Source organism: Mycobacterium neumannii (assembly GCF_048452905.1).
Classification (GTDB): Bacteria; Actinomycetota; Actinomycetes; order Mycobacteriales; family Mycobacteriaceae; genus Mycobacterium; species Mycobacterium neumannii_B.
This window is the reverse complement of record NZ_JBCGVF010000003.1, coordinates 1,127,514-1,144,819: the sequence shown is the minus strand read 5'-3', so window position 1 is coordinate 1,144,819 and position 17,306 is coordinate 1,127,514. Positions and strand designations below refer to the sequence as shown.

The 17,306-nt window shown below is 65.7% G+C and carries 17 protein-coding genes; 6 read left to right on the top strand and 11 right to left on the bottom strand.

What is annotated here, in order from left to right; genetic code table 11:
• The first annotated feature begins 20 nt into the window (after positions 1-20).
• Genes rfbA through AAHH99_RS11840 form a run of 3 tightly spaced genes read left to right on the top strand, consistent with a single transcriptional unit; the run spans position 21 to position 3,329 of the window.
• The gene (gene rfbA / locus AAHH99_RS11850; protein ID WP_418768786.1) at positions 21-890 is read left to right on the top strand and encodes a glucose-1-phosphate thymidylyltransferase RfbA; all 870 of its coding nucleotides are present in this window, start codon (positions 21-23) and stop codon (positions 888-890) included.
• Positions 890-1,888 carry a dTDP-glucose 4,6-dehydratase gene (gene rfbB / locus AAHH99_RS11845; protein WP_418768785.1) on the top strand — a complete coding sequence of 333 codons (999 nt, stop codon included), beginning with the start codon at positions 890-892 and terminating at the stop codon, positions 1,886-1,888. The genes rfbA and rfbB overlap by 1 nt, the downstream gene beginning before the upstream one ends.
• A 13-nt stretch (positions 1,889-1,901) precedes the next feature.
• Positions 1,902-3,329 carry a sugar nucleotide-binding protein gene (locus AAHH99_RS11840; protein ID WP_418768784.1) on the top strand — a complete coding sequence of 476 codons (1,428 nt, stop codon included), beginning with the start codon at positions 1,902-1,904 and terminating at the stop codon, positions 3,327-3,329.
• 3 nt (positions 3,330-3,332) lie between these two features.
• On the opposite strand, the gene AAHH99_RS11835 is transcribed toward AAHH99_RS11840, so the two are convergent.
• The 7 genes from AAHH99_RS11835 to AAHH99_RS11805 all read right to left on the bottom strand — a co-directional run bounded on the left by AAHH99_RS11835 (position 3,333) and on the right by AAHH99_RS11805 (position 12,035).
• Positions 3,333-6,080, bottom strand: coding sequence for a LuxR C-terminal-related transcriptional regulator (locus AAHH99_RS11835; RefSeq protein WP_418768783.1), 2,748 nt, complete (start codon positions 6,078-6,080; stop codon positions 3,333-3,335).
• 139 nt (positions 6,081-6,219) lie between these two features.
• The gene (locus AAHH99_RS11830; RefSeq protein ID WP_418768782.1) at positions 6,220-6,519 is read right to left on the bottom strand and encodes a hypothetical protein; all 300 of its coding nucleotides are present in this window, start codon (positions 6,517-6,519) and stop codon (positions 6,220-6,222) included.
• A 61-nt stretch (positions 6,520-6,580) separates the two neighbouring features.
• Positions 6,581-7,477, bottom strand: a complete 897-nt coding sequence (locus tag AAHH99_RS11825; RefSeq protein WP_064427277.1) for a cyclopropane mycolic acid synthase family methyltransferase — start codon at positions 7,475-7,477, stop codon at positions 6,581-6,583.
• Positions 7,478-7,622: 145 nt separating this feature from the next.
• On the bottom strand, positions 7,623-8,492 hold the full coding sequence (locus AAHH99_RS11820) for a cyclopropane mycolic acid synthase family methyltransferase (RefSeq protein WP_418768781.1): 870 nt from the start codon (positions 8,490-8,492) through the stop codon (positions 7,623-7,625).
• A gap of 125 nt (positions 8,493-8,617) precedes the next feature.
• Entirely contained in the window at positions 8,618-9,520 is a 903-nt protein-coding gene (locus AAHH99_RS11815; protein ID WP_418768780.1) for an alpha/beta fold hydrolase, read from the bottom strand.
• Entirely contained in the window at positions 9,521-10,888 is a 1,368-nt protein-coding gene (locus tag AAHH99_RS11810; RefSeq protein WP_418768779.1) for an ABC1 kinase family protein, read from the bottom strand.
• 148 nt (positions 10,889-11,036) lie between these two features.
• Entirely contained in the window at positions 11,037-12,035 is a 999-nt protein-coding gene (locus AAHH99_RS11805) for an oxygenase MpaB family protein (protein ID WP_418769601.1), read from the bottom strand.
• Between the two features lie 103 nt (positions 12,036-12,138).
• Here AAHH99_RS11805 and AAHH99_RS11800 point away from each other — a divergent pair, with 103 nt between their 5' ends.
• Positions 12,139-12,735: a TetR/AcrR family transcriptional regulator gene (locus AAHH99_RS11800; protein WP_418768778.1), complete on the top strand. Its 597-nt coding sequence runs from the start codon at positions 12,139-12,141 to the stop codon at positions 12,733-12,735.
• Here AAHH99_RS11800 and AAHH99_RS11795 read toward each other — a convergent pair.
• The 3 genes from AAHH99_RS11795 to AAHH99_RS11785 are packed head-to-tail and all read right to left on the bottom strand — an operon-like array spanning position 12,716 to position 14,794.
• Positions 12,716-13,633: an alpha/beta fold hydrolase gene (locus AAHH99_RS11795; RefSeq protein ID WP_418768777.1), complete on the bottom strand. Its 918-nt coding sequence runs from the start codon at positions 13,631-13,633 to the stop codon at positions 12,716-12,718. The two genes, AAHH99_RS11800 and AAHH99_RS11795, sit on opposite strands and share 20 nt — an antisense overlap.
• 10 nt (positions 13,634-13,643) lie before the next feature.
• Positions 13,644-14,255 carry a DinB family protein gene (locus tag AAHH99_RS11790; RefSeq protein ID WP_418768776.1) on the bottom strand — a complete coding sequence of 204 codons (612 nt, stop codon included), beginning with the start codon at positions 14,253-14,255 and terminating at the stop codon, positions 13,644-13,646.
• Between the two features lie 2 nt (positions 14,256-14,257).
• A complete protein-coding gene (locus AAHH99_RS11785) occupies positions 14,258-14,794 on the bottom strand; it encodes a DinB family protein (RefSeq protein WP_418768775.1) in 537 nt (178 codons plus the stop codon).
• Positions 14,795-14,933: 139 nt separating this feature from the next.
• On the opposite strand from AAHH99_RS11785, the gene AAHH99_RS11780 reads away from it, so the two are divergent.
• Positions 14,934-15,890 carry a helix-turn-helix transcriptional regulator gene (locus AAHH99_RS11780; RefSeq protein ID WP_418768774.1) on the top strand — a complete coding sequence of 319 codons (957 nt, stop codon included), beginning with the start codon at positions 14,934-14,936 and terminating at the stop codon, positions 15,888-15,890.
• On the opposite strand, the gene AAHH99_RS11775 is transcribed toward AAHH99_RS11780, so the two are convergent.
• A complete protein-coding gene (locus AAHH99_RS11775) occupies positions 15,880-16,431 on the bottom strand; it encodes a hypothetical protein (RefSeq protein ID WP_418768773.1) in 552 nt (183 codons plus the stop codon). The two genes, AAHH99_RS11780 and AAHH99_RS11775, sit on opposite strands and share 11 nt — an antisense overlap.
• 60 nt (positions 16,432-16,491) lie before the next feature.
• Here AAHH99_RS11775 and AAHH99_RS11770 point away from each other — a divergent pair, with 60 nt between their 5' ends.
• Entirely contained in the window at positions 16,492-17,259 is a 768-nt protein-coding gene (locus tag AAHH99_RS11770) for an endonuclease/exonuclease/phosphatase family protein (RefSeq protein WP_418769600.1), read from the top strand.
• Positions 17,260-17,306: the final 47 nt, after the last annotated feature.

The window sequence follows — 17,306 nt, the reverse complement described above, 5'->3', positions numbered from 1 at the left end:
TGTGTGTCACGATTGGGCGCGTGAGGGGCATTATCTTGGCGGGCGGGAGCGGCACGCGTCTGCACCCGATAACCCTGGGTGTGTCGAAGCAACTGGTGCCCGTCTACGACAAGCCGATGGTGTACTACCCGCTCTCGACGCTGATGTTGGCGGGCATACGCGACATCCTGGTGATCACGACGCCCCACGAGGGGGACGGTTTCGAACGTCTGCTCGGCGACGGGTCGCGCTTCGGAGTCTCGATCACATACGCCAAGCAGCCGTCTCCGGACGGCCTTGCACAGGCATTCACGATCGGTGAGACGTTCATCGGCACCGACAACGTGTCCCTCGTGCTCGGCGACAACCTGTTGTACGGCCCCGGGCTGGGCGGCCAGCTCAAACGCTTCACCACGATCGACGGCGGCGCCATCTTCGCCTATTGGGTGGCGGAGCCGTCCGCATACGGCGTGATCGAGTTCGACGACAGCGGCTTGGCCATCTCCTTGGAGGAGAAACCCGAGCGGCCCAAGAGCAACTACGTCGTACCGGGTCTGTACTTCTACGACAACGACGTGGTCGAGATCTCCAAGGGCCTGAAGCCGAGTGCCCGTGGCGAGTACGAGATCACCGATGTCAACCGCTGCTATCTCGAGCAGGAGCGGCTGCAGGTGCACGTGCTGCCCCGCGGAACCGCCTGGCTGGACACCGGTACCTTCGACCAGATGACCGACGCCGCCGAGTACGTGCGCACCATGGAACGGCGCACCGGGCTGAAGATCGGCGCTCCCGAGGAGATCGCCTGGTATCAAGGCTGGATCAACGACGACGGATTGCGGGAACGTGCTGAGCCGTTGGTGAAGTCGGGCTACGGCAAGTATCTGTTGGATCTCCTGCAGAGAGGGCGCTGATGGCGCGACTCCTCGTCACCGGAGGGGCCGGCTTCATCGGCTCGAACTTCGTGCGGTACGTCATCGACCACACCGATCATCACGTCACCGTGCTCGACAAACTGACCTACGCGGGCAACCGCGCATCGCTCGCGGGACTGCCTGACGACCGAATGACGTTCGTGCACGGCGACATCGCGGACGCCCCGTTGGTCGACGAGCTGGTCGTGTCGGTCGACGCGGTCGTGCACTACGCCGCCGAATCGCACAACGACAATTCGCTGGACAACCCCGAGCCGTTCCTGCACACCAACCTCGCGGGCACCTTCACGTTGCTCGAGGCCGCGCGCAGGCACGGCACGCGCTTCCATCACATCTCGACCGACGAGGTGTACGGGGACCTCGAACTCGACGACCCGCGCCGGTTCACCGAGCAGACACCGTACAACCCGTCGTCTCCGTACTCGTCGACCAAGGCCGGCAGCGATCTGCTGGTACGGGCCTGGGTTCGATCGTTCGGTGTGGCCGCGACGATCTCGAACTGCTCCAACAACTATGGGCCTTATCAGCACGTCGAGAAGTTCATCCCGCGACAGATCACAAATGTCCTGCGAGGAATCCGCCCGAAGCTCTACGGCGAGGGCCGCAACGTGCGGGACTGGATCCACGCCGACGACCACTCCTCGGCAGTGCTGACCGTTCTGGAGAAGGGCCGGCTCGGCGAGACCTACCTCATCGGCGCGGACGGTGAGAGGGACAACAAGACGGTCATCGAGATGATCCTGACTCTCATGGGCCAGCCGGCCGACGCCTACGACCATGTCACCGATCGAGCGGGCCACGACTTGCGGTACGCCATCGACTCGACCAAGCTGCGCGAGGAACTCGGCTGGCAACCGCGATATCAAGAGTTCGAAAAAGGTCTTACCGCAACGATCCAGTGGTACCGCGACCACGAAGACTGGTGGGCTCCGGCCAAAGACGCCACCGAGAGCTTTTATGCCCGGATTGGCCAGTGAAAAAGGCTTACTTGTGACTGAGTTCGGTAAACCCCTGCGCGCCATCACTACTCCCATACCTGGGTTGGTCGTGTGGGAGCTGTCGGTGCACGGAGACAACCGAGGGTGGTTCAAGGAGAACTGGCAGCGTGAGAAGATGGTCACGCTCGGCTTACCCGACTTCAAGCCCGTGCAGAACAACGTATCCTTCAACGAAGCCGTCGGCACTACGCGCGGGGTACACGCCGAACCCTGGGACAAGTTCAGTTCCGTCGCGACCGGTCGGGTATTCGGAGCGTGGGTGGACCTCCGCGAGGGACCCACATTCGGCACCACCTACACCACCGAGATCGATCCTTCCAGAGCGGTATTCGTTCCTCGGGGCGTTGGGAATGCATTCCAGACCTTGGAGCCGAACAGCGTCTATACCTACCTGGTGAACGATCACTACTCGCCCGATGGGGAGTACACGTCACTCAATCTCGCCGACGAGACCATCGCCATCTGCTGGCCGATCCCGTTAGAGCGGGCGGTGCTGTCGGAGAAGGATCGCGGGCATCCTCGACTGGAGGGAGTCAGCCCGGTCCCGGCGCGCAAAACCCTGGTGCTCGGTGCTGGTGGACAACTGGGCCGGGCACTGCGCGAGCTGTATGCCGGCACTCCGCAAGTCGAGTTCGTGGATGTTGACGAAATCGACCTCAGCGATCGCGATATCATCGCGGCGCGTCGCTGGCATGACTACGAAACGATTATAAATGCTGCGGCGTATACGGCAGTGGACACGGCAGAGACTCCGGAAGGCCGTGCGGTGGCGTGGGCCGTTAATGTCGCCGGTGTCACCTCCTTGGCGCGTATCGCCGCTGAGCACAACATCACCCTCGTGCACATCTCGAGCGAGTATGTTTTCGACGGTTGCGCGTCTACGCCCTACCTCGAGGATGACCCGGTGTCGCCTCTCAGTGTGTACGGGCAAACCAAGGCAGCCGGTGACCTCATCGTGGCAACGGTGGACCGGCACTACATCATTCGGACCTCATGGGTGATCGGGGATGGCCGCAACTTCGTGCGCACGATGCTGTCGCTGGCCGAGCGCGGGGTGAACCCGTCTGTCGTCAACGACCAACAGGGCAGACTCACCTTCACATCCGAACTCGCCAGGGCAATTCGCCGCCTGGTGGACAGCCGGGCGCCGTATGGCACCTACAACGTCACCGGTTCGGGGACGGTGACCACGTGGGCCGACATCGCGCGGCGGACGTTCGAACTCGCCGGTCACGACCCGGGCCGGATCACCGATGTCACGACCGAGCAGTACTTCGCCGACGCAACGAAACGCGTTGCGCCTCGACCGGCAAACAGCGTCCTCGATCTCACCAAGATCCAGTCGGTCGGTTTCGAGCCCGCCGACGCGGCCGCGTCTCTGGTGAATTACGTTCGACGAGAGTCGGCTGGGAAGGCTTGAGGCTCAACGGTTCTCGCCGAAGACGCGCCCGAGTTCGGCCCTTGATCTGATTCCGAGTTTTCGGTAGATGCGAGAGAGGTTGGTCTCGACCGTCTTGGGGCTGATGAACAGCGCGGTGGCCACGTCCTTGGTCGTCATCCCCGACGCGGCGAGTTCGGCGACACGGTGCTCTGACGGCGTCAAACCCAGATGTCCGTTAGTCGACGCGCCGGCCCGCGCGAGCTCGGCGCGCGCCCGCTGCGCCCACAGCGGAGTGCCCAGACCCTCGAACAGGTGCAGGGCCTCGGTCATTGTCGTGCGCGACGCGTCCTTCTGCCGCTGACGTCGCTGTAACTGGCCCAACAGCAACAGGGTTCGAGCACGCTCGAAGGGCATCGGCAGCGTCTCATGGTGGGCCAGCGCCCGTCTCGCCATGTCGGCCGCCTCGTCGACATCACCTCGCGCGGCCAGCCAGAGGCTGCGGCACCGTGCGGCGGTGGCCAGCATCCACGATCTGTTCAACAGTCGCCCATTGGCCTCCAGCGCCTCGATCATCGGCTCGGTTTCGGCTGCGCGGCCGAGCGCGACCATGGCTTCGACTGCGTCGGGGACGAATCCCGCGGTGATGATCTCCGTACCTGGCAGGAACGGGAACCGGTCGACCAGCGGCTGCAAGATCTGCAGCGCCTGTTCGTAATTGCTCAACGACACCTCGAGGAAGGCCAGGTTGACCGAGGCCCAGTCGGCCAGCCGGGGGGAACCGCAACGCTCGGCGAGGTCGATCGCCTTCCGGGCGACAGCGCGGGTCTCGCCCTGCCTGCCAGCGTACGCAGCGACCGCGGACTGGATGGTCTTGGCGACCACTCGCATGTGCTCGCCGCCGAGTTGTTGTGCCCGCTCCACGGTCTCCTCGGCGATACGGGTCGCGTCGTCGTAGCGTCCCCGCCAGATCTCGATCAACGCGCTGAACACAGCGACGAAGATCAGATCGGTTTCGGCCCCTCGCTCGAGGCAACGTTGACGCACGAAGGCCATCTGGTCCATCGCCTCGTCCAAGCGCCCCACGAACGCCAGCAGCAAGGCGTGGTTGGCTCTGGCGAGGAATGCGATCGGCGCCTCGCTGCTCAGATCCTGCAGCGTCAACGCCCGGTCGATGCCCGCCCAGTCGACGCCGCGACCACACATGCAGGCGATGTTGGTGCGCACCGCGAGAACCTGACTCGTGAGGTCGGCGATGCCGACGTCTTCGGCGTAAGCGGCCGCCCGTTCCGCGCTCTGTAGCGCTGCCCCGAACTCACCGGCGTTGAGGCGCGCATACGCCAGCAGCAGCAAGGTACGGACCCGGACCTCGCGGTCACCCTCATCATGGTCGAGCGCCTGTTCCAAGAGGACAACGGCGTCGGTGAAGCTGTTGTGTTGAATCCGCATGCTGGCCAACAAGTTCAACGCCATCGCCCGGTGCGCGCCACGCGGGATACGCTCGGTCACTCCGTCGAGCAGCTTACGGGTGCGCTCCAGATCGCCGGCGTGCAGGTAGTGGTCGGCCGCGCGAATCCGCCGCGTCGGTGTATCACCGCCGAGACCGATTGCCAACTCGAGTAATTCGCCGGCCGCGGCGGGCGCACCGCGTGCAACCGCCGTATCGGCGGCGATGTCAAGGGCCTCCAAGGTGGCCGGGTCGGCGCTGGCGGCGGCCAGTGCCATATGCCTGGCTCTGGATTCGTCGAGTACCACCGCCTCGGCCAGCGACCGGTGCATGGCGCGTCGCGCACTCGGTTTGGCATCGGTATAGACACTGCGCGCCAGCAGCGGATGCGAGAACGCCACCGCGTCACCGCTGATGGTCAGGATGCCCTTGTCTCTGGCTTCGGCCAGCAGTTCGGCGGTGCGATCGCCCGTGCTGTGCGTGACACGAGCCAACAGGTCGACGGTGGGAGCGGCCTCACATGCGGCGGCCAGCAGCAGGACCTGCGTCTCGGGTTCCAGCCGACCGATGCGCCTGCGCATCAACTCCGCGAGCGTCGCGGGCAACACCGACTGGGAATCGCCTGCGTCGATCGCCCGCGCCAACTCGAGGGCGTAGAACGGGTTGCCGCCGGAGATCTCGGCGATCCGGACCATCGTCGGGCGAGGAAAGGACCGGCCGAGCCGCGCCGAGATCAGGGCGTGCAGTCCGCCGAGACTCAAGGGACCCACGTGCACCCGGCGGACGGCGGACGGGTCGCCCACCTGCAGCCAACTCGCCGCGCCGACGCCCTCGTGTTCGGTGCGTTCGGTGACCAGCGCGCCCACGCAACCGCTGAACCGCCTAGCGGCGAAGGCCACCACGGCTTGACTGGACGGATCGAGCCACTGCACGTCGTCGATGGCAATGAGCACCGGCCCGTCGCCGCAGAGGTGCTCGACGGCACCGGCGAAGGCCGCCGCCACCGCGCCCTGATCTGTCGGCGGGCCGTCGCCGTCGGCGCGCAGCAGCACGCGATCCACAGCCAGGCGCTGCACGTCCGGCAGGCCGGCGAAGACCTCAGAGGGGATGTCGCCGAAGAGGTCGGCGACGGCCGCATACGCGAGAGTCGTCTCGGCCTGGCCGGCGCGCGCCGTCAGCACCCGGAAGCCGCGTTGACGGGCCGCAGAGATACCCGTCAGCCACAGGGTGGTCTTGCCGGCTCCGGCCTCTCCCTCGATGACAAGTGCACATGGCCAGCTGTCGGCGGATTCCAGGAAATCGCCGACCGCCCGAAATTCGGCCGGGCGCTCGATTACGCCGGACACCAGAACCACACCCCTCGTCGACAGCAAATCGAGGATATCCCGCTGACGTATGAGGGCGCAGTAGTCGTGGGCCGGGGATATGCAGCTGCGAGGTGCGCTTAATAGGCGAAGCCAAAGACTGTGCAGGCGTCCGGCAACGTCATGCGCGGTTGTGGCGCCGGATCCGGGTGCCCACGGGAGCGGACAGCCGCTGATGTGGTGCACCCGCCGCGAGGCAGGTCCGGGAGACGATCTCGGGGGAGCCGGCGCCGAAGACGCCGTAAAGCACCTCGTCGTCGGGGACAGCCAGCGTGATCAGCAACTCGACGGGGGTGCCCTCGCCAGTGGCGGCGGCCGCAGCCGCGTCAAGGCGTGCGACGAGGTCCTCGACCGATTGCTCAGTGACCTCGGGCAGGTACCACTCCGCCAGGTAGCACGCGGATTCCCCACTCCCGCTCATCTGTCGAACGGTAGCGATTGCTCACCCCGGGCGAATCAGGTATTTCCCTACGTTTCGTCCCTTACGCGGCTGCGCCGGGCTTCAGGTACGTGACCAGGCTGACGTCGATGCCCTCGTCAATGAAGTACCACTGGCAGCCCTTGAGATAGCGCATGTACCGGTCGTAGTTCTCCTCGCCGGCGGCCGCGATCGCGGTGTCCTTGTTGCGCTCGAGGCGATCGGCCCAGATGCCCAGCGTCTTGATGTAGTGGTTGCGCAACGACAAGGGCTCAGGCACCTGGAAACCCGCCTTTTCCCCGTGCTCGACCATCATCTGCGTCGTCGGCAGGCGGCCGCCGGGAAAGATCTCGGTGATCATGAACTTGATGAAGCGGGCCATCTCGAAGGTCAGCTTCTTACCGCGTGCAGCCAGGTCGTACGGGTGATAGCCGACGCTGCTCTGGATGGTCATCCGACCGTCGTCGGGCAGGATGTCGAAACACGTCTTGAAGAAGTCGTCGTAACGCTCGAATCCGAAGTGCTCGAACGCCTCGATGGAGACGATGCGGTCGACGGGGGAGTGGAACTGCTCCCAGCCCTCCAGCCGGACGTCGTACGTGCGCTCGGTATCCAGCTTGCTCAACAGCTGGTTGCAGTAGGCCTGCTGGTTCTTGGACAGGGTCAGCCCGATCACGTTGACGTCGTACTTCTCCATCGCACGCTGCAACGTCAGGCCCCACCCGCAGCCCACCTCCAGCAGGGTCATACCGGGCTTGAGGTCGAGCTTGTCGAGGTGCTGGTCGACGTTGGCGACCTGCGCCTCTGACAGCGTGACGTTCGGGCCGGTGAAGTACGCGCAGCTGTACTTGCGCGTCGGATCCTGGAACACGCCGAAGAAGTCGTCCGACAGGTCGTAATGCGCCTGGATATCCTCGAAATGAGGCCGCATATCCTTCGTGCCGGTTGAGTTGTCAGACATATTTCCCCTGCTTGGCCTTTCCCAAAGACGTGACGCGGGCCTGCACGTCGTCACGTGATGATCTGGTCGACACCCTATCGTCGGCCGTTGCCAGACCCTAATTCGACGTGCCGCCACTCCGGCGGCAATTTGTGGCAAGCCGGGGTTACTTCTGGAGCGTGAACTGGTTGACGTCGATGTATCCGACGCGGAAGCCGTGTGCACAGCCGGTCAGGTAGTGCATGTAGCGGTCGTAGACCTCTTGGGACTGGATGGCGATCGCCTCGTCCTTGTGGGTCTCTAGCGCCGCTGACCAGCAGTCGAGCGTGCGCGCGTAGTGCGGCTGCAGGCTCTGTCGCCGGGTCAACTCGAAGCCCGCCTTCTCGGCGTGCTCGGCGACCAGCTCGATCGTCGGCAGGTATCCGCCCGGGAAGATCTCGGTGAGGATGAACTTCACGAACCGTGCCACAGAGAACGTCAGCGGCATACCCTGCTCGGCCATCTGCGGAAGCGTGAGCGCGGTGATGGTGTGCAGCAGCATCGCCCCGTCGTCGGGCAGCACGCGGTGGGCCATGGTGAAGAAGTCGTCCCAGCGGTCCCTGCCGAAGTGCTCGAACGCGCCGATCGACACGATTCGGTCCACGGGCTCGTCGAACTGTTCCCAGCCCTGGAGCAACACCCGCTTGGACCTCGGACTGTCGGATGCGGCGAAGACCTTCTCGACGTGGGCGTGCTGGTTCTCACTCAAGGTGAGGCCGATGACGTTGACGTCGTACTTCTCGACGGCCCTCATCATCGTCGAACCCCAGCCGCAGCCGACGTCGAGCAGCGTCATCCCCGGTTCGAGGCTCAATTTGCCCAACGCGAGATCGACCTTGGCGCGCTGAGCCTCCTCCAGCGTCATGTCGTCGCGCTCGAAGTAGGCGCAGCTGTAGGTCTGGGACGGATCCAGCCAGAGCCGGAAGAACTCGTCGGAGAGGTCGTAGTGTGCCTGCACGTCGGCGAAGTGCGGCGTCAAGTTGCGTGTTGCAGCCACTGTTTGTGCCTTTCTGGGCGAAATCAGAGCTCGCGTCGCCTGTGACAGTTCAAGCCCGGAAGCACTCGGGACGAATGTACGCGCAGCCGTGCCTGCTGGCCACCCGAGGGACGCTTGCGCTGACGTCAAATATTCGGGGCGAAAACGGTTTTGAGCTCGCCGATGATGTCGTCCCACAGCGGCTCGGGCAGTTCGTGACCCATACCGTCGAACAGCACCAGTCGGGCGCTCTCGATGGCCTTGGCGATCGCGCGTCCTCCTGGCGGGCGCATCAGCTTGTCGGCCTTGCCGTGCAGCACCACCGTGGGAACCGTGATCTCGCGGTCGTAGTGCAACAGGCTGCCGCTGCCCAGGATCGCCGAGAATTGCCTGCCGATCCCGGCGGGGTAGTAGGAGCGGTCGTAGTCGGCGATCGCGTCGGCGCGCAACCGCTCCTCGGACGCGGGGAAGCCCGGGCTGCCGATGATCTTGGTGACCCTGATGGCGTTCTCGATGATCGCCTCGCGGGTGTTGCCCCTTGGCCGCTGCAAGATCGCGACCAGCTGTCGCGGACCCGGTGGCGGCAGCAGCGTTTGGTTGTTGCTAGAGAAGATGATCGCCAACGACTGGATGCGCGGTTTGTGCCGGGCGGCGAACACCTGCGCGATCATCCCGCCCATCGACGCGCCGACGACGTGGGCGTGCTCGATCTCGAGATGGTCCAGCAGGGCGGCCGCATCATCGGCCATGTCTTCGAGTGTGTAAGCGGCCGGGCTTTTCATCCCGAACAGCGAGCGCAGCATCCGCGGTACCAGCGGGGCGTCGGTGCGCAGTCCGTGAAGTTTCGTAGAGAGGCCGACATCGCGATTGTCGAACCGGATGACCCGCAGGCCCTGGTTGATGAGCCGCTCACAGAAATCCTTGCGCCACATCAGAAGCTGCGCGCCGAGTCCCATGATGAGCAGGACGGCCGGGTCGTTCTGGTCGCCCATGTCCTCGTAGTAGATGTCGAGATCGCCGGACTTGGCGAATCCGGTTCGGACCTGCATTCAGCCGCGGACCTCGCTGTCGAGTTCTGTGTCGTGTTCCCTGCTGACCTCGACCATGAAGTTGGCGAAGTAGCCGGTCAGCTGGGGATCCGACATCATCTGCCACTTCGGTGCGAGCAATTTCATGTAGCGCTCGACGTAGAGGAACTGCTTGCCGATCAGCACCAGTTCGCGCGGCAGCTTGACGTCATATGCCTCGGCGAGCGTCGACAGTTGCTTGCCGATCTCGGCGTAGCTCATGTCGCCCAGCGTCGACATGGTCAACGGGGTCGCGAACTTCTCCAGGTCCTTGGCCGCCTCCGCCTCCGGCTTCATGGTGCCGACCGCGCCCATCAGCACGACGATCTTGCCCGCTGCGGCGTGGTCCTTCTTCACCAGCAGCGCGTACACGAGTTCGCGCAGCAGCCAGCGGGTGCGCGGGTCGACCCGGCCCATGATCCCGAAGTCGAAGAACACGATCTTGCCGTCGTCGTCGACGTAGAGGTTGCCCGCATGCAGGTCGCCGTGGAACAGTCCGTGTCGCAGGCCGCCTTCGAAGACGCTGAACAGCAGGGCCTTGACCAGTTCGGTGCCGTCGAAGCCCTTCTGCCGGATGGTCTTCACATCGTCGATACGGGTGCCCTGGATGCGCTCCATCGTCAGCACGCGCTCACTGGTGAGGTCCCAATAGACCTGTGGCACACGGATGTTCTTGCCCAGCGGGGAGGCGTGCATGTGCGCGACCCACGCGTCCATCGACTGCGCCTCGAGCCGAAAGTCGAGTTCCTCGGCCAGGTTGTCGGCGAAGTCGGCGACGACGTCTTGAGCGCTCAGGCGCTGACCCAGCTTGGCGAACTCGACCAGCCGCGCGCCGCGCTTGAGAATCTGCAGATCCGCGGCCACCCGCCTGCGGATGCCGGGGCGCTGGATCTTGACGACGACCTCTTCACCGCTGTGCAGCGTCGCGTAGTGCACCTGGGCGATCGACGCGGACGCGAACGGCTTCTCATCGAAGCTCTTGAACAGGTTCGCGGGTTCGTCGCCGAGGTCCTCGACGAACAGTTTGTGCACCTCTTCGGGGTCCGCGGGCGGAACCCGGTCGAGCAGGCTGCGGAACTCCTTGGACAGTGGCTCGCCGAACGCGCCGGGACTAGACGCGATGATCTGGCCGAACTTGACGTAGGTGGGCCCCAGGTCGGCGAACGCCTGCGGAACCTGCTTGATGATCTTCTGCTGCAGCGAACCGCGGCCGGCGATCTTCGAAACGACCCGCGCGCCGGTACGGGTGATCTGCCAACCCGTGGCACCGACGCGGGCCGCCTCGATCGGCAGGGGGACCCTGTCGAGCTTGGCTACGTCGCGGTGCTGCGTCTTTCGCGTGGCACTCATAGGGGCCAGTGTCTCAAAATCAGTGGTGGCGCGTAAAAACCTGTGCACCGGCTCACAGTTGCCTTCTACGGGGCCTGTTTCGCCGAAATTGCATTCCAGCAGGCCGCTACTCGTACTTTTCCTGCTGGAATGCCATCTCGCGGCTGATTCATGCCTCGGCGAAACTGCGCTCGACCTCGTCGCGTGTGCGGATTTCGTCGTCGCCCAGCCGGTATGTCGGCAGCGTAGGCGGCACGTCGGTACCCGGCGCCACCCTGGCCTGCGCCTGGCGGAACTCCGGTATCGGTCCCTGCGCGATATGCAAGCCGTTGATCACCGACCAGACCGTCGCGCGGCGCGCGGTGCGCTCGAGGATGTTCGGGTCCTTGTGCTGGATCAACTGCTTGGCCCAGCGCGGCATCGTGTCGCGGATCGCCCAGTTGATCGCGCTCTGCGCCAGCGGCAGGCCCGGCCCCGTGGCAAGCGCCGTGCCGTGCGTGACGGCCAATCGCGGCAGGTACGACTCGAGGCAGTCGGCGACCTCGGCCTTCGTCTCGGGCAGGTCGGTGCCGCCCAACGCATGGCCGACCCGCGCGAACTCTCGGTAATAACGGTCGATCTTCTTGCCGTGCAACGGGTTCGGATGGTAAAGCTCGTGCGCGGTCGCCAGGCCCCACACCACGGTGGCGTAGTTCCATCGCAACCAGTCCGGGTCGTCGGCGTCGTAGCGGGCGCCGTCGGGGCGGGTGCCCTTGATGGTGTGGTGCATCGAGCGGACGGCCTTCGCCAGGCGCTCGGCAGTCTCGGTCGAGCCGTAGGCGGTGCCGATGAAGAACGCGATCGAGTGGCCGAGACGCACCACCGCGCCCTTGGGGTCGATCTCGGGAACGGCGACCCCGGTTTCCGGGTCGCGCTTGACCAACCGTGAGTGGTGCATGCCCATCCAGTAGATCGACGGATCGAGCCGCTCCATGAACGCCGCGCACTGCAGGCCGAAGATCAGCGCCTGCATGTGCGAGTGCACGTGCCAGACCGCGCTGCCGGGGCCGAACCAGCCCGGATCGCCCACCGGCGCAGCGAATTCCATACCGCGGAAGTAGTTGCGCCGGATGTCCTTGTCGAAGCGCTGGTTGAGCGCCTCTCCGATGAACTGGTGCGGCAGCAGAATCACGTCGGCTCCTTGGTTGCAAACTCTGGTCACGGCTGTAGCCAGAATACATTTTGGTCACGTGTGTGACCAGAGTCGACGTGATGCCGCCTAGGCTGGGGTCGTGTCCAGTCCGACCCGATGGGCGGGCGTGCCGCTGACGGACCGCCGCGCCGAGCGTCGAGCCCAGCTGATCGACGCCGCCTTCCGGCTGTTCGGCGATGGCGGCGAGGCTGCCGTGTCGGTGCGGTCGGTGTGCCGCGAATGCGGGCTGAACACGAGGTATTTCTACGAGAGCTTCGCCGACACCGACGACCTGCTCGGGGCGGTCTACGACCAGGTGAGCGCCCAACTGGCCGAAGCGATCGAAGGGGCCATGTCGGAGGCAGGCGAATCGCTGCGAGTCAGGACCCGGGCCGGGATCGCCGCGGTACTCGGGTTCAGCTCCGAGGATCCGCGCCGCGGCCGGGTGCTGTTCACCGATGCGCGGTCCAATCCGGTGCTGGCGGCCCGGCGTGCGGCGACACAGGACTTGTTGCGCGAAGGCGTGCTCACCGAGGGCTGGCGGTTACAGCCGGACACCGACTCGGTCGCCGCCCAGGTCGGCGCGGCGATGTACACCGGTGCGATGGCCGAGCTGGCGCAACAGTGGCTGGCGGGCAGGCTGGGGACCGATCTGGACGCGGTCGTCGAGCACGCCGTCAGTCAGGTGCTGCGGTAGGGCCGACGAAGTTCTCCGTCAGCGCCCCGACGACCGGACCCCACACCGGTTCGGGTAGGTCGTGTCCCATTCCGTCGACGACGACGTAGCGCGCGCCGTCGACGGCCCGTGCGACGGTGCGGCCGTTGCGCGGTCGCACCAGCGGGTCCTTCGTGCCGTGGATGACGACGGTCGGTGCGGTGATGCGACGGGTGTAGCGCAGCAGGCTGCCGGTGCCGAGGATCGCGTCGAACTGACGCAGCATGCCCTGCGGGTAGTCGCTGCGCTCGCGCAGCTCCCGCACCCGGCGGTGTAGCTGCTCGGCGGGCGGTAAGAAGTTGGGCCCGTTGATGATTGCGACGTTGCGTACCTCGTGGGCCAGTCGCTGCTCGAGTGGCGCGTCCCGGGCGGGCGCGCCGAATGCCAGCCGGATCACCCGCAGCGCAGGCAGTGACGAGAACGGCGTCCCCGCACTCGTCATCACCAGTCCCAAAGAAGCCACCCGCTCCGGATGGCGGCCCGCAAGAACCTGGGCGATCATCCCGCCCATGGACGCGCCGACGATGTGCGCGCGGTCGAGGCCGAGATGGTCGAGCAACCCGCGCGCGTCGTCGGCCAGGTCGACCAGCGTGTACGGCACCGGACTGGCGCGGCCAAGCAGATACCGCAGCACCCGCGGATACACCGACCCGTCCGCGCGTTGTCCGTCCAGCTTCGTCGACAACCCGGTGTCGCGGTGGTCGAAGCGAATCACCCGGTAGCCCTCGTCGATCAACCGCGCGCAGAACCCGTCCGGCCACATCGGCAACTGCGCCCCGACACCCATGATGAGCAGCACCGGCGGATCCGCGGGGTCGCCGAGATCCTCGTAGAAGATGCCGACGTCCCCGCAGACCGCGGTGCCGCTGCGAACCTGCATGCTCAGCTTTTTACACCGAGCCGGCGACCGGTTCCTTGCCCCACGGCGTCAACCACGGCGTCGCTTCCCAGTCTTCGAGGCCGGCGAGCAGCTCGTAAAGCGTTGCACCGTCGATGCTTTCGCGGACAATGTCGGCCTGTCCGGCGTGCCGGGCCAGCTCCTCGATCATGTGCAAGATCACCCAGCGCACCGACCATGCCGACACGTCCTTGGGGAACCAGGGCACATGCGGCGGGATCGGCACCGCCGCGTTCAGATCGGCGGTCTCGATCAACCCGAGCGTCTCGGCATTCTGCTCGTCGAACCTGGCGAGGATGTCGGCGAGGGTTTCGTCTTCGCCCATGATGAACTCGCTCTGGTAGTCGGCCTGCTGGTCTTCCATCGGCCGTCGGTCGCTGTCGGTCAGCTCGGGTGCGGCCGCGACCCGCTGCATCCAGCCGCGTTGGCAATTGGTGACGTGTTTGATCAGGCCACCGATCGACAGCGCGCTTACCGACGGTGTCGACCGCGCTTGTTCGTCGGTCAAGCCGAACGCCACGGCGTGGAAGGCGTACTGCTGGGCGGCCACGTACTCGCGCAGACCCTGACGCTCGTCGGCAACGGGTGGGGGCATAGCGGGCATGTTCAGTTTCCTCTCGGGTCGGTGTGGGCGTACAGGTCTCGGATGCAAGCGATTTCGGCGCAGTGGTGGATGAACTCGCGGTTGATGTGCAGGACGAGCGCGATAAGCGGGTGGTCGGCGTACGGGCCTTCTGCGGACCCGCACGGCCGGTTCAGGTCCTCTTCGGACAACCCGCGCACCCCGCCGATCCAGGATTGATACTGCTCGTCGAGTTGTCGCAGCGCCGTCGCGGCGTCGGTGGCGTACTGCCAGGACTGGTAGTCGGCGTAGGGGGCGCCGAAGTGACTGTGGTTGCGCATCGCGAACACGCCGACGATGACGTGCGCGAGGCGCCAGGCGATCGTCGTGAACGGTGCCGGGATCGGTTCGGGATAGTCGAAGTCGATCGACCCGTCTGCGTGGACGGTCCAGCAGTCGGGAACCGGTTGCCAGAAGTACTCGTCGTCGGTGAGCCCCTGGAATCTGGGGCGCAGGAAGTTGGTCCAGTGGAAGTCGGTCTGCTCGGCCAACTCGTCGGTGATCCTCGCTGTCGTGCTCATGTCGATAGCGTGGCAGAACTATAGGACAGTTTCGGTCCTAAATCTCCAGATCCGTGCTCCACCGGCGTGGGGCGCCGAATTTGGAAGCCGTTGCGATCAGAGGACAGAAATAGTCCTGAATGTGTGACACTCTTCGGCTGTGTCGGAGACGACGAGCCGGGTACTGCAGCTGCTGGGCCTGCTGCAGTCGCGGCGGGTGTGGACAGGTGAGGGCCTCGCTGAGCGGTTGGGGGTCACCACTCGCAGCGTGCGTCGCGACATCGAACGGCTACGCGACCTCGGGTACCCCGTCCACGCCAGCAAGGGCCACGGCGGCGGTTATCAACTCGGCGCCGGTGCGGCGTTGCCGCCGTTGCTGCTCGACCCCGACGAGGCCGTCGCGATGGCCGTATGCCTTCGTCTGGCCGCGGGCGGAACAGTGGCGGGCGTCGGCGAATCGGCGCTGCGGGCACTGAGCAAGCTCGATCAGGTGATGCCGTCCAAGCTGCGGTCGCAGGTGGCCGCGGTGCACGAATCGACCGTCACGCTGATGGCCCCGAGCTCGGATACACCGGTCGAACCCGACGTTCTGATGACCCTCGCTCGGGCGTGCCGCGACCATGAGCACGTGGCCGCCGGCTACGTCGACATCCGCGGCAACGCGACCCGGCGCCGGCTCGAGCCCTATCAGCTGGTCACCACCGGCCGGCGCTGGTACCTGCTGGCCTTCGACCGCGACAAGCAGGACTGGCGCAGCTTGCGACTGGACCGGATGAACGACGTGCGCGCCCAAGGCAGCACCTTCATGCCCCGCGAGGCGCCCGACGCGGCGGCGTACGTGCGGCGGTCGATCAGCAGCTCACCGTACCGCTATGTCGCGCGCGTCCATTTCAATGCTCCGGAAGATGTTGTTGCCCAGCATTTCTCACCGTCATCGGCGACGATCGAACCCGACGGTCCGGACGCATGCGTCGTCACGACCGGTGCCGACGACCCCGAACGCATGGTGCTCTACTTCGCGACGGTCGGATGTGATTTCCGCGTGCTCTCGCCCCCGGAGGTGATACAGGCCGTGGAGGCGGTCTCGAAGCGGCTGCGACGAAGCGTCAGCCGGTGAGCTCCAGGCGGTCGGCCAGCATCAGGAATGCTGACGCGAACGGGTTGTCGGCGGTCTCGGCGCGAAGTTGCTCCCAGTCCAGTTGTTCGCGGACCGCACGCACCGCGGGAAGCAGTGCGGCGAAGTCGCAATGGTGTTCGTTGAGGGAGTTCAGCTTCTCGCGCATGACCTCGGTCGGCGCCAGCACGCGCATCCGGATCGCGAGCACGTCGTACTCCTCGGCCTCCAGGATGGTTCCCTTGTCCACCGGAACGCCGTTGAGCCGGTGCAGGACGTCGATGACGAAGTCGTCCTCGACGCACGCCTTGAACAACCAGTCCTCAGGTGTGCGCTCGACCCGGAAACCCGCCTCCTCCAGCGTCGCCGCGGCCTTCTCGGTGTCGGGCTCGGCGACCACGAAATCCACGTCGTGCACCGGTTCTGGACCACCGAACACCCACAGCGCGTAGCTGCCGGCCAGGGCGAAATCGGGGCCCTGGGCGCGCAACGCCGACGCCGCGCGTTTGAGCGCGTCGCGCAGATCATCGTTTCGCTGGGGCACTACCCTCCTGAGGCCGACTGATGGGCTGGTGGCCATTGTGGGTAGCTAGTACCCATGCAGATGCGGATGGCCACCTTCAACATCTTGCACGGGCGCAGCGTGCACGACGGGCTCGTTCACCGAGACCGCCTCGTGGAGGCCGTCCGCGAACTCGACGCCGACATTCTGGCCCTGCAGGAAGTCGACCTCGACCAGCCGCGCTCGGGGATGGCCGACCTGACCGCGGTCGCCGCCGAAGCGATGGGTGCGGTGAGCCACCGGTTCGTGGCGGCGATCTCCGGCACACCCGGCGCCACGTGGATGGCGGCCACCGGCGACGAGCAACCGGGGACCGCCGCCTACGGCATCGCGCTGCTGTCGCGGTTTCCTGCCGAGTCGTGGCAGGTGCTGCGGCTGCCGCGGATTCCGGTGCCGTTTCCGATGTATCTGCCGGGACCGAACCGGGTGAAAGTCGTCAACGAAGAGCCGCGGGCGGCGGTCGTCGGGCAGTTGAACACTCCGCTGGGCCCGCTGACCGTCGCCAACACCCATCTATCGTTCGTGCCGGGGTGGAATCGGATGCAGCTGCGGCGACTGCTTCAGGACATGCGCGGCTTCCCATCGCCGCGAGTGCTGATGGGCGATCTGAACATGGTGCCGCAAACGATTCATCGCTGGACCCGCCTGCGACCGCTCGCATCGGCGGTCACATTCCCGGCCAATGAGCCCGACCGTCAACTCGACCACATCGTCACCGACGACCGCGGCCTTCGGGTGCAGCGGTGCTGCGCGCCTTCGCTTCCGATCTCGGACCACCGCGCACTCGTCGTCGACATCACCCGCGCCTGATTTCTCAGCCGCGCCGACCGTCGACCGAAACCGCCGTAGGGTTTGGT

Bases quoted from the DNA above. Each gene is read 5' to 3' on its own strand.
- rfbB (WP_418768785.1), top strand. From the start codon at position 890: ATGGCGCGACTCCTCGTCACCGGAGGGGCCGGCTTCATCGGCTCGAAC.
- AAHH99_RS11830 (WP_418768782.1), bottom strand. From the start codon at position 6,519: ATGAGCGGGAGTGGGGAATCCGCGTGCTACCTGGCGGAGTGGTACCTG.
- AAHH99_RS11825 (WP_064427277.1), bottom strand. From the start codon at position 7,477: ATGTCTGACAACTCAACCGGCACGAAGGATATGCGGCCTCATTTCGAG.
- AAHH99_RS11815 (WP_418768780.1), bottom strand. From the start codon at position 9,520: ATGCAGGTCCGAACCGGATTCGCCAAGTCCGGCGATCTCGACATCTAC.
- AAHH99_RS11810 (WP_418768779.1), bottom strand. From the start codon at position 10,888: ATGAGTGCCACGCGAAAGACGCAGCACCGCGACGTAGCCAAGCTCGAC.
- AAHH99_RS11795 (WP_418768777.1), bottom strand. From the start codon at position 13,633: ATGCAGGTTCGCAGCGGCACCGCGGTCTGCGGGGACGTCGGCATCTTC.
- AAHH99_RS11790 (WP_418768776.1), bottom strand. From the start codon at position 14,255: ATGCCCGCTATGCCCCCACCCGTTGCCGACGAGCGTCAGGGTCTGCGC.
- AAHH99_RS11785 (WP_418768775.1), bottom strand. From the start codon at position 14,794: ATGAGCACGACAGCGAGGATCACCGACGAGTTGGCCGAGCAGACCGAC.
- AAHH99_RS11770 (WP_418769600.1), top strand. From the start codon at position 16,492: ATGCGGATGGCCACCTTCAACATCTTGCACGGGCGCAGCGTGCACGAC.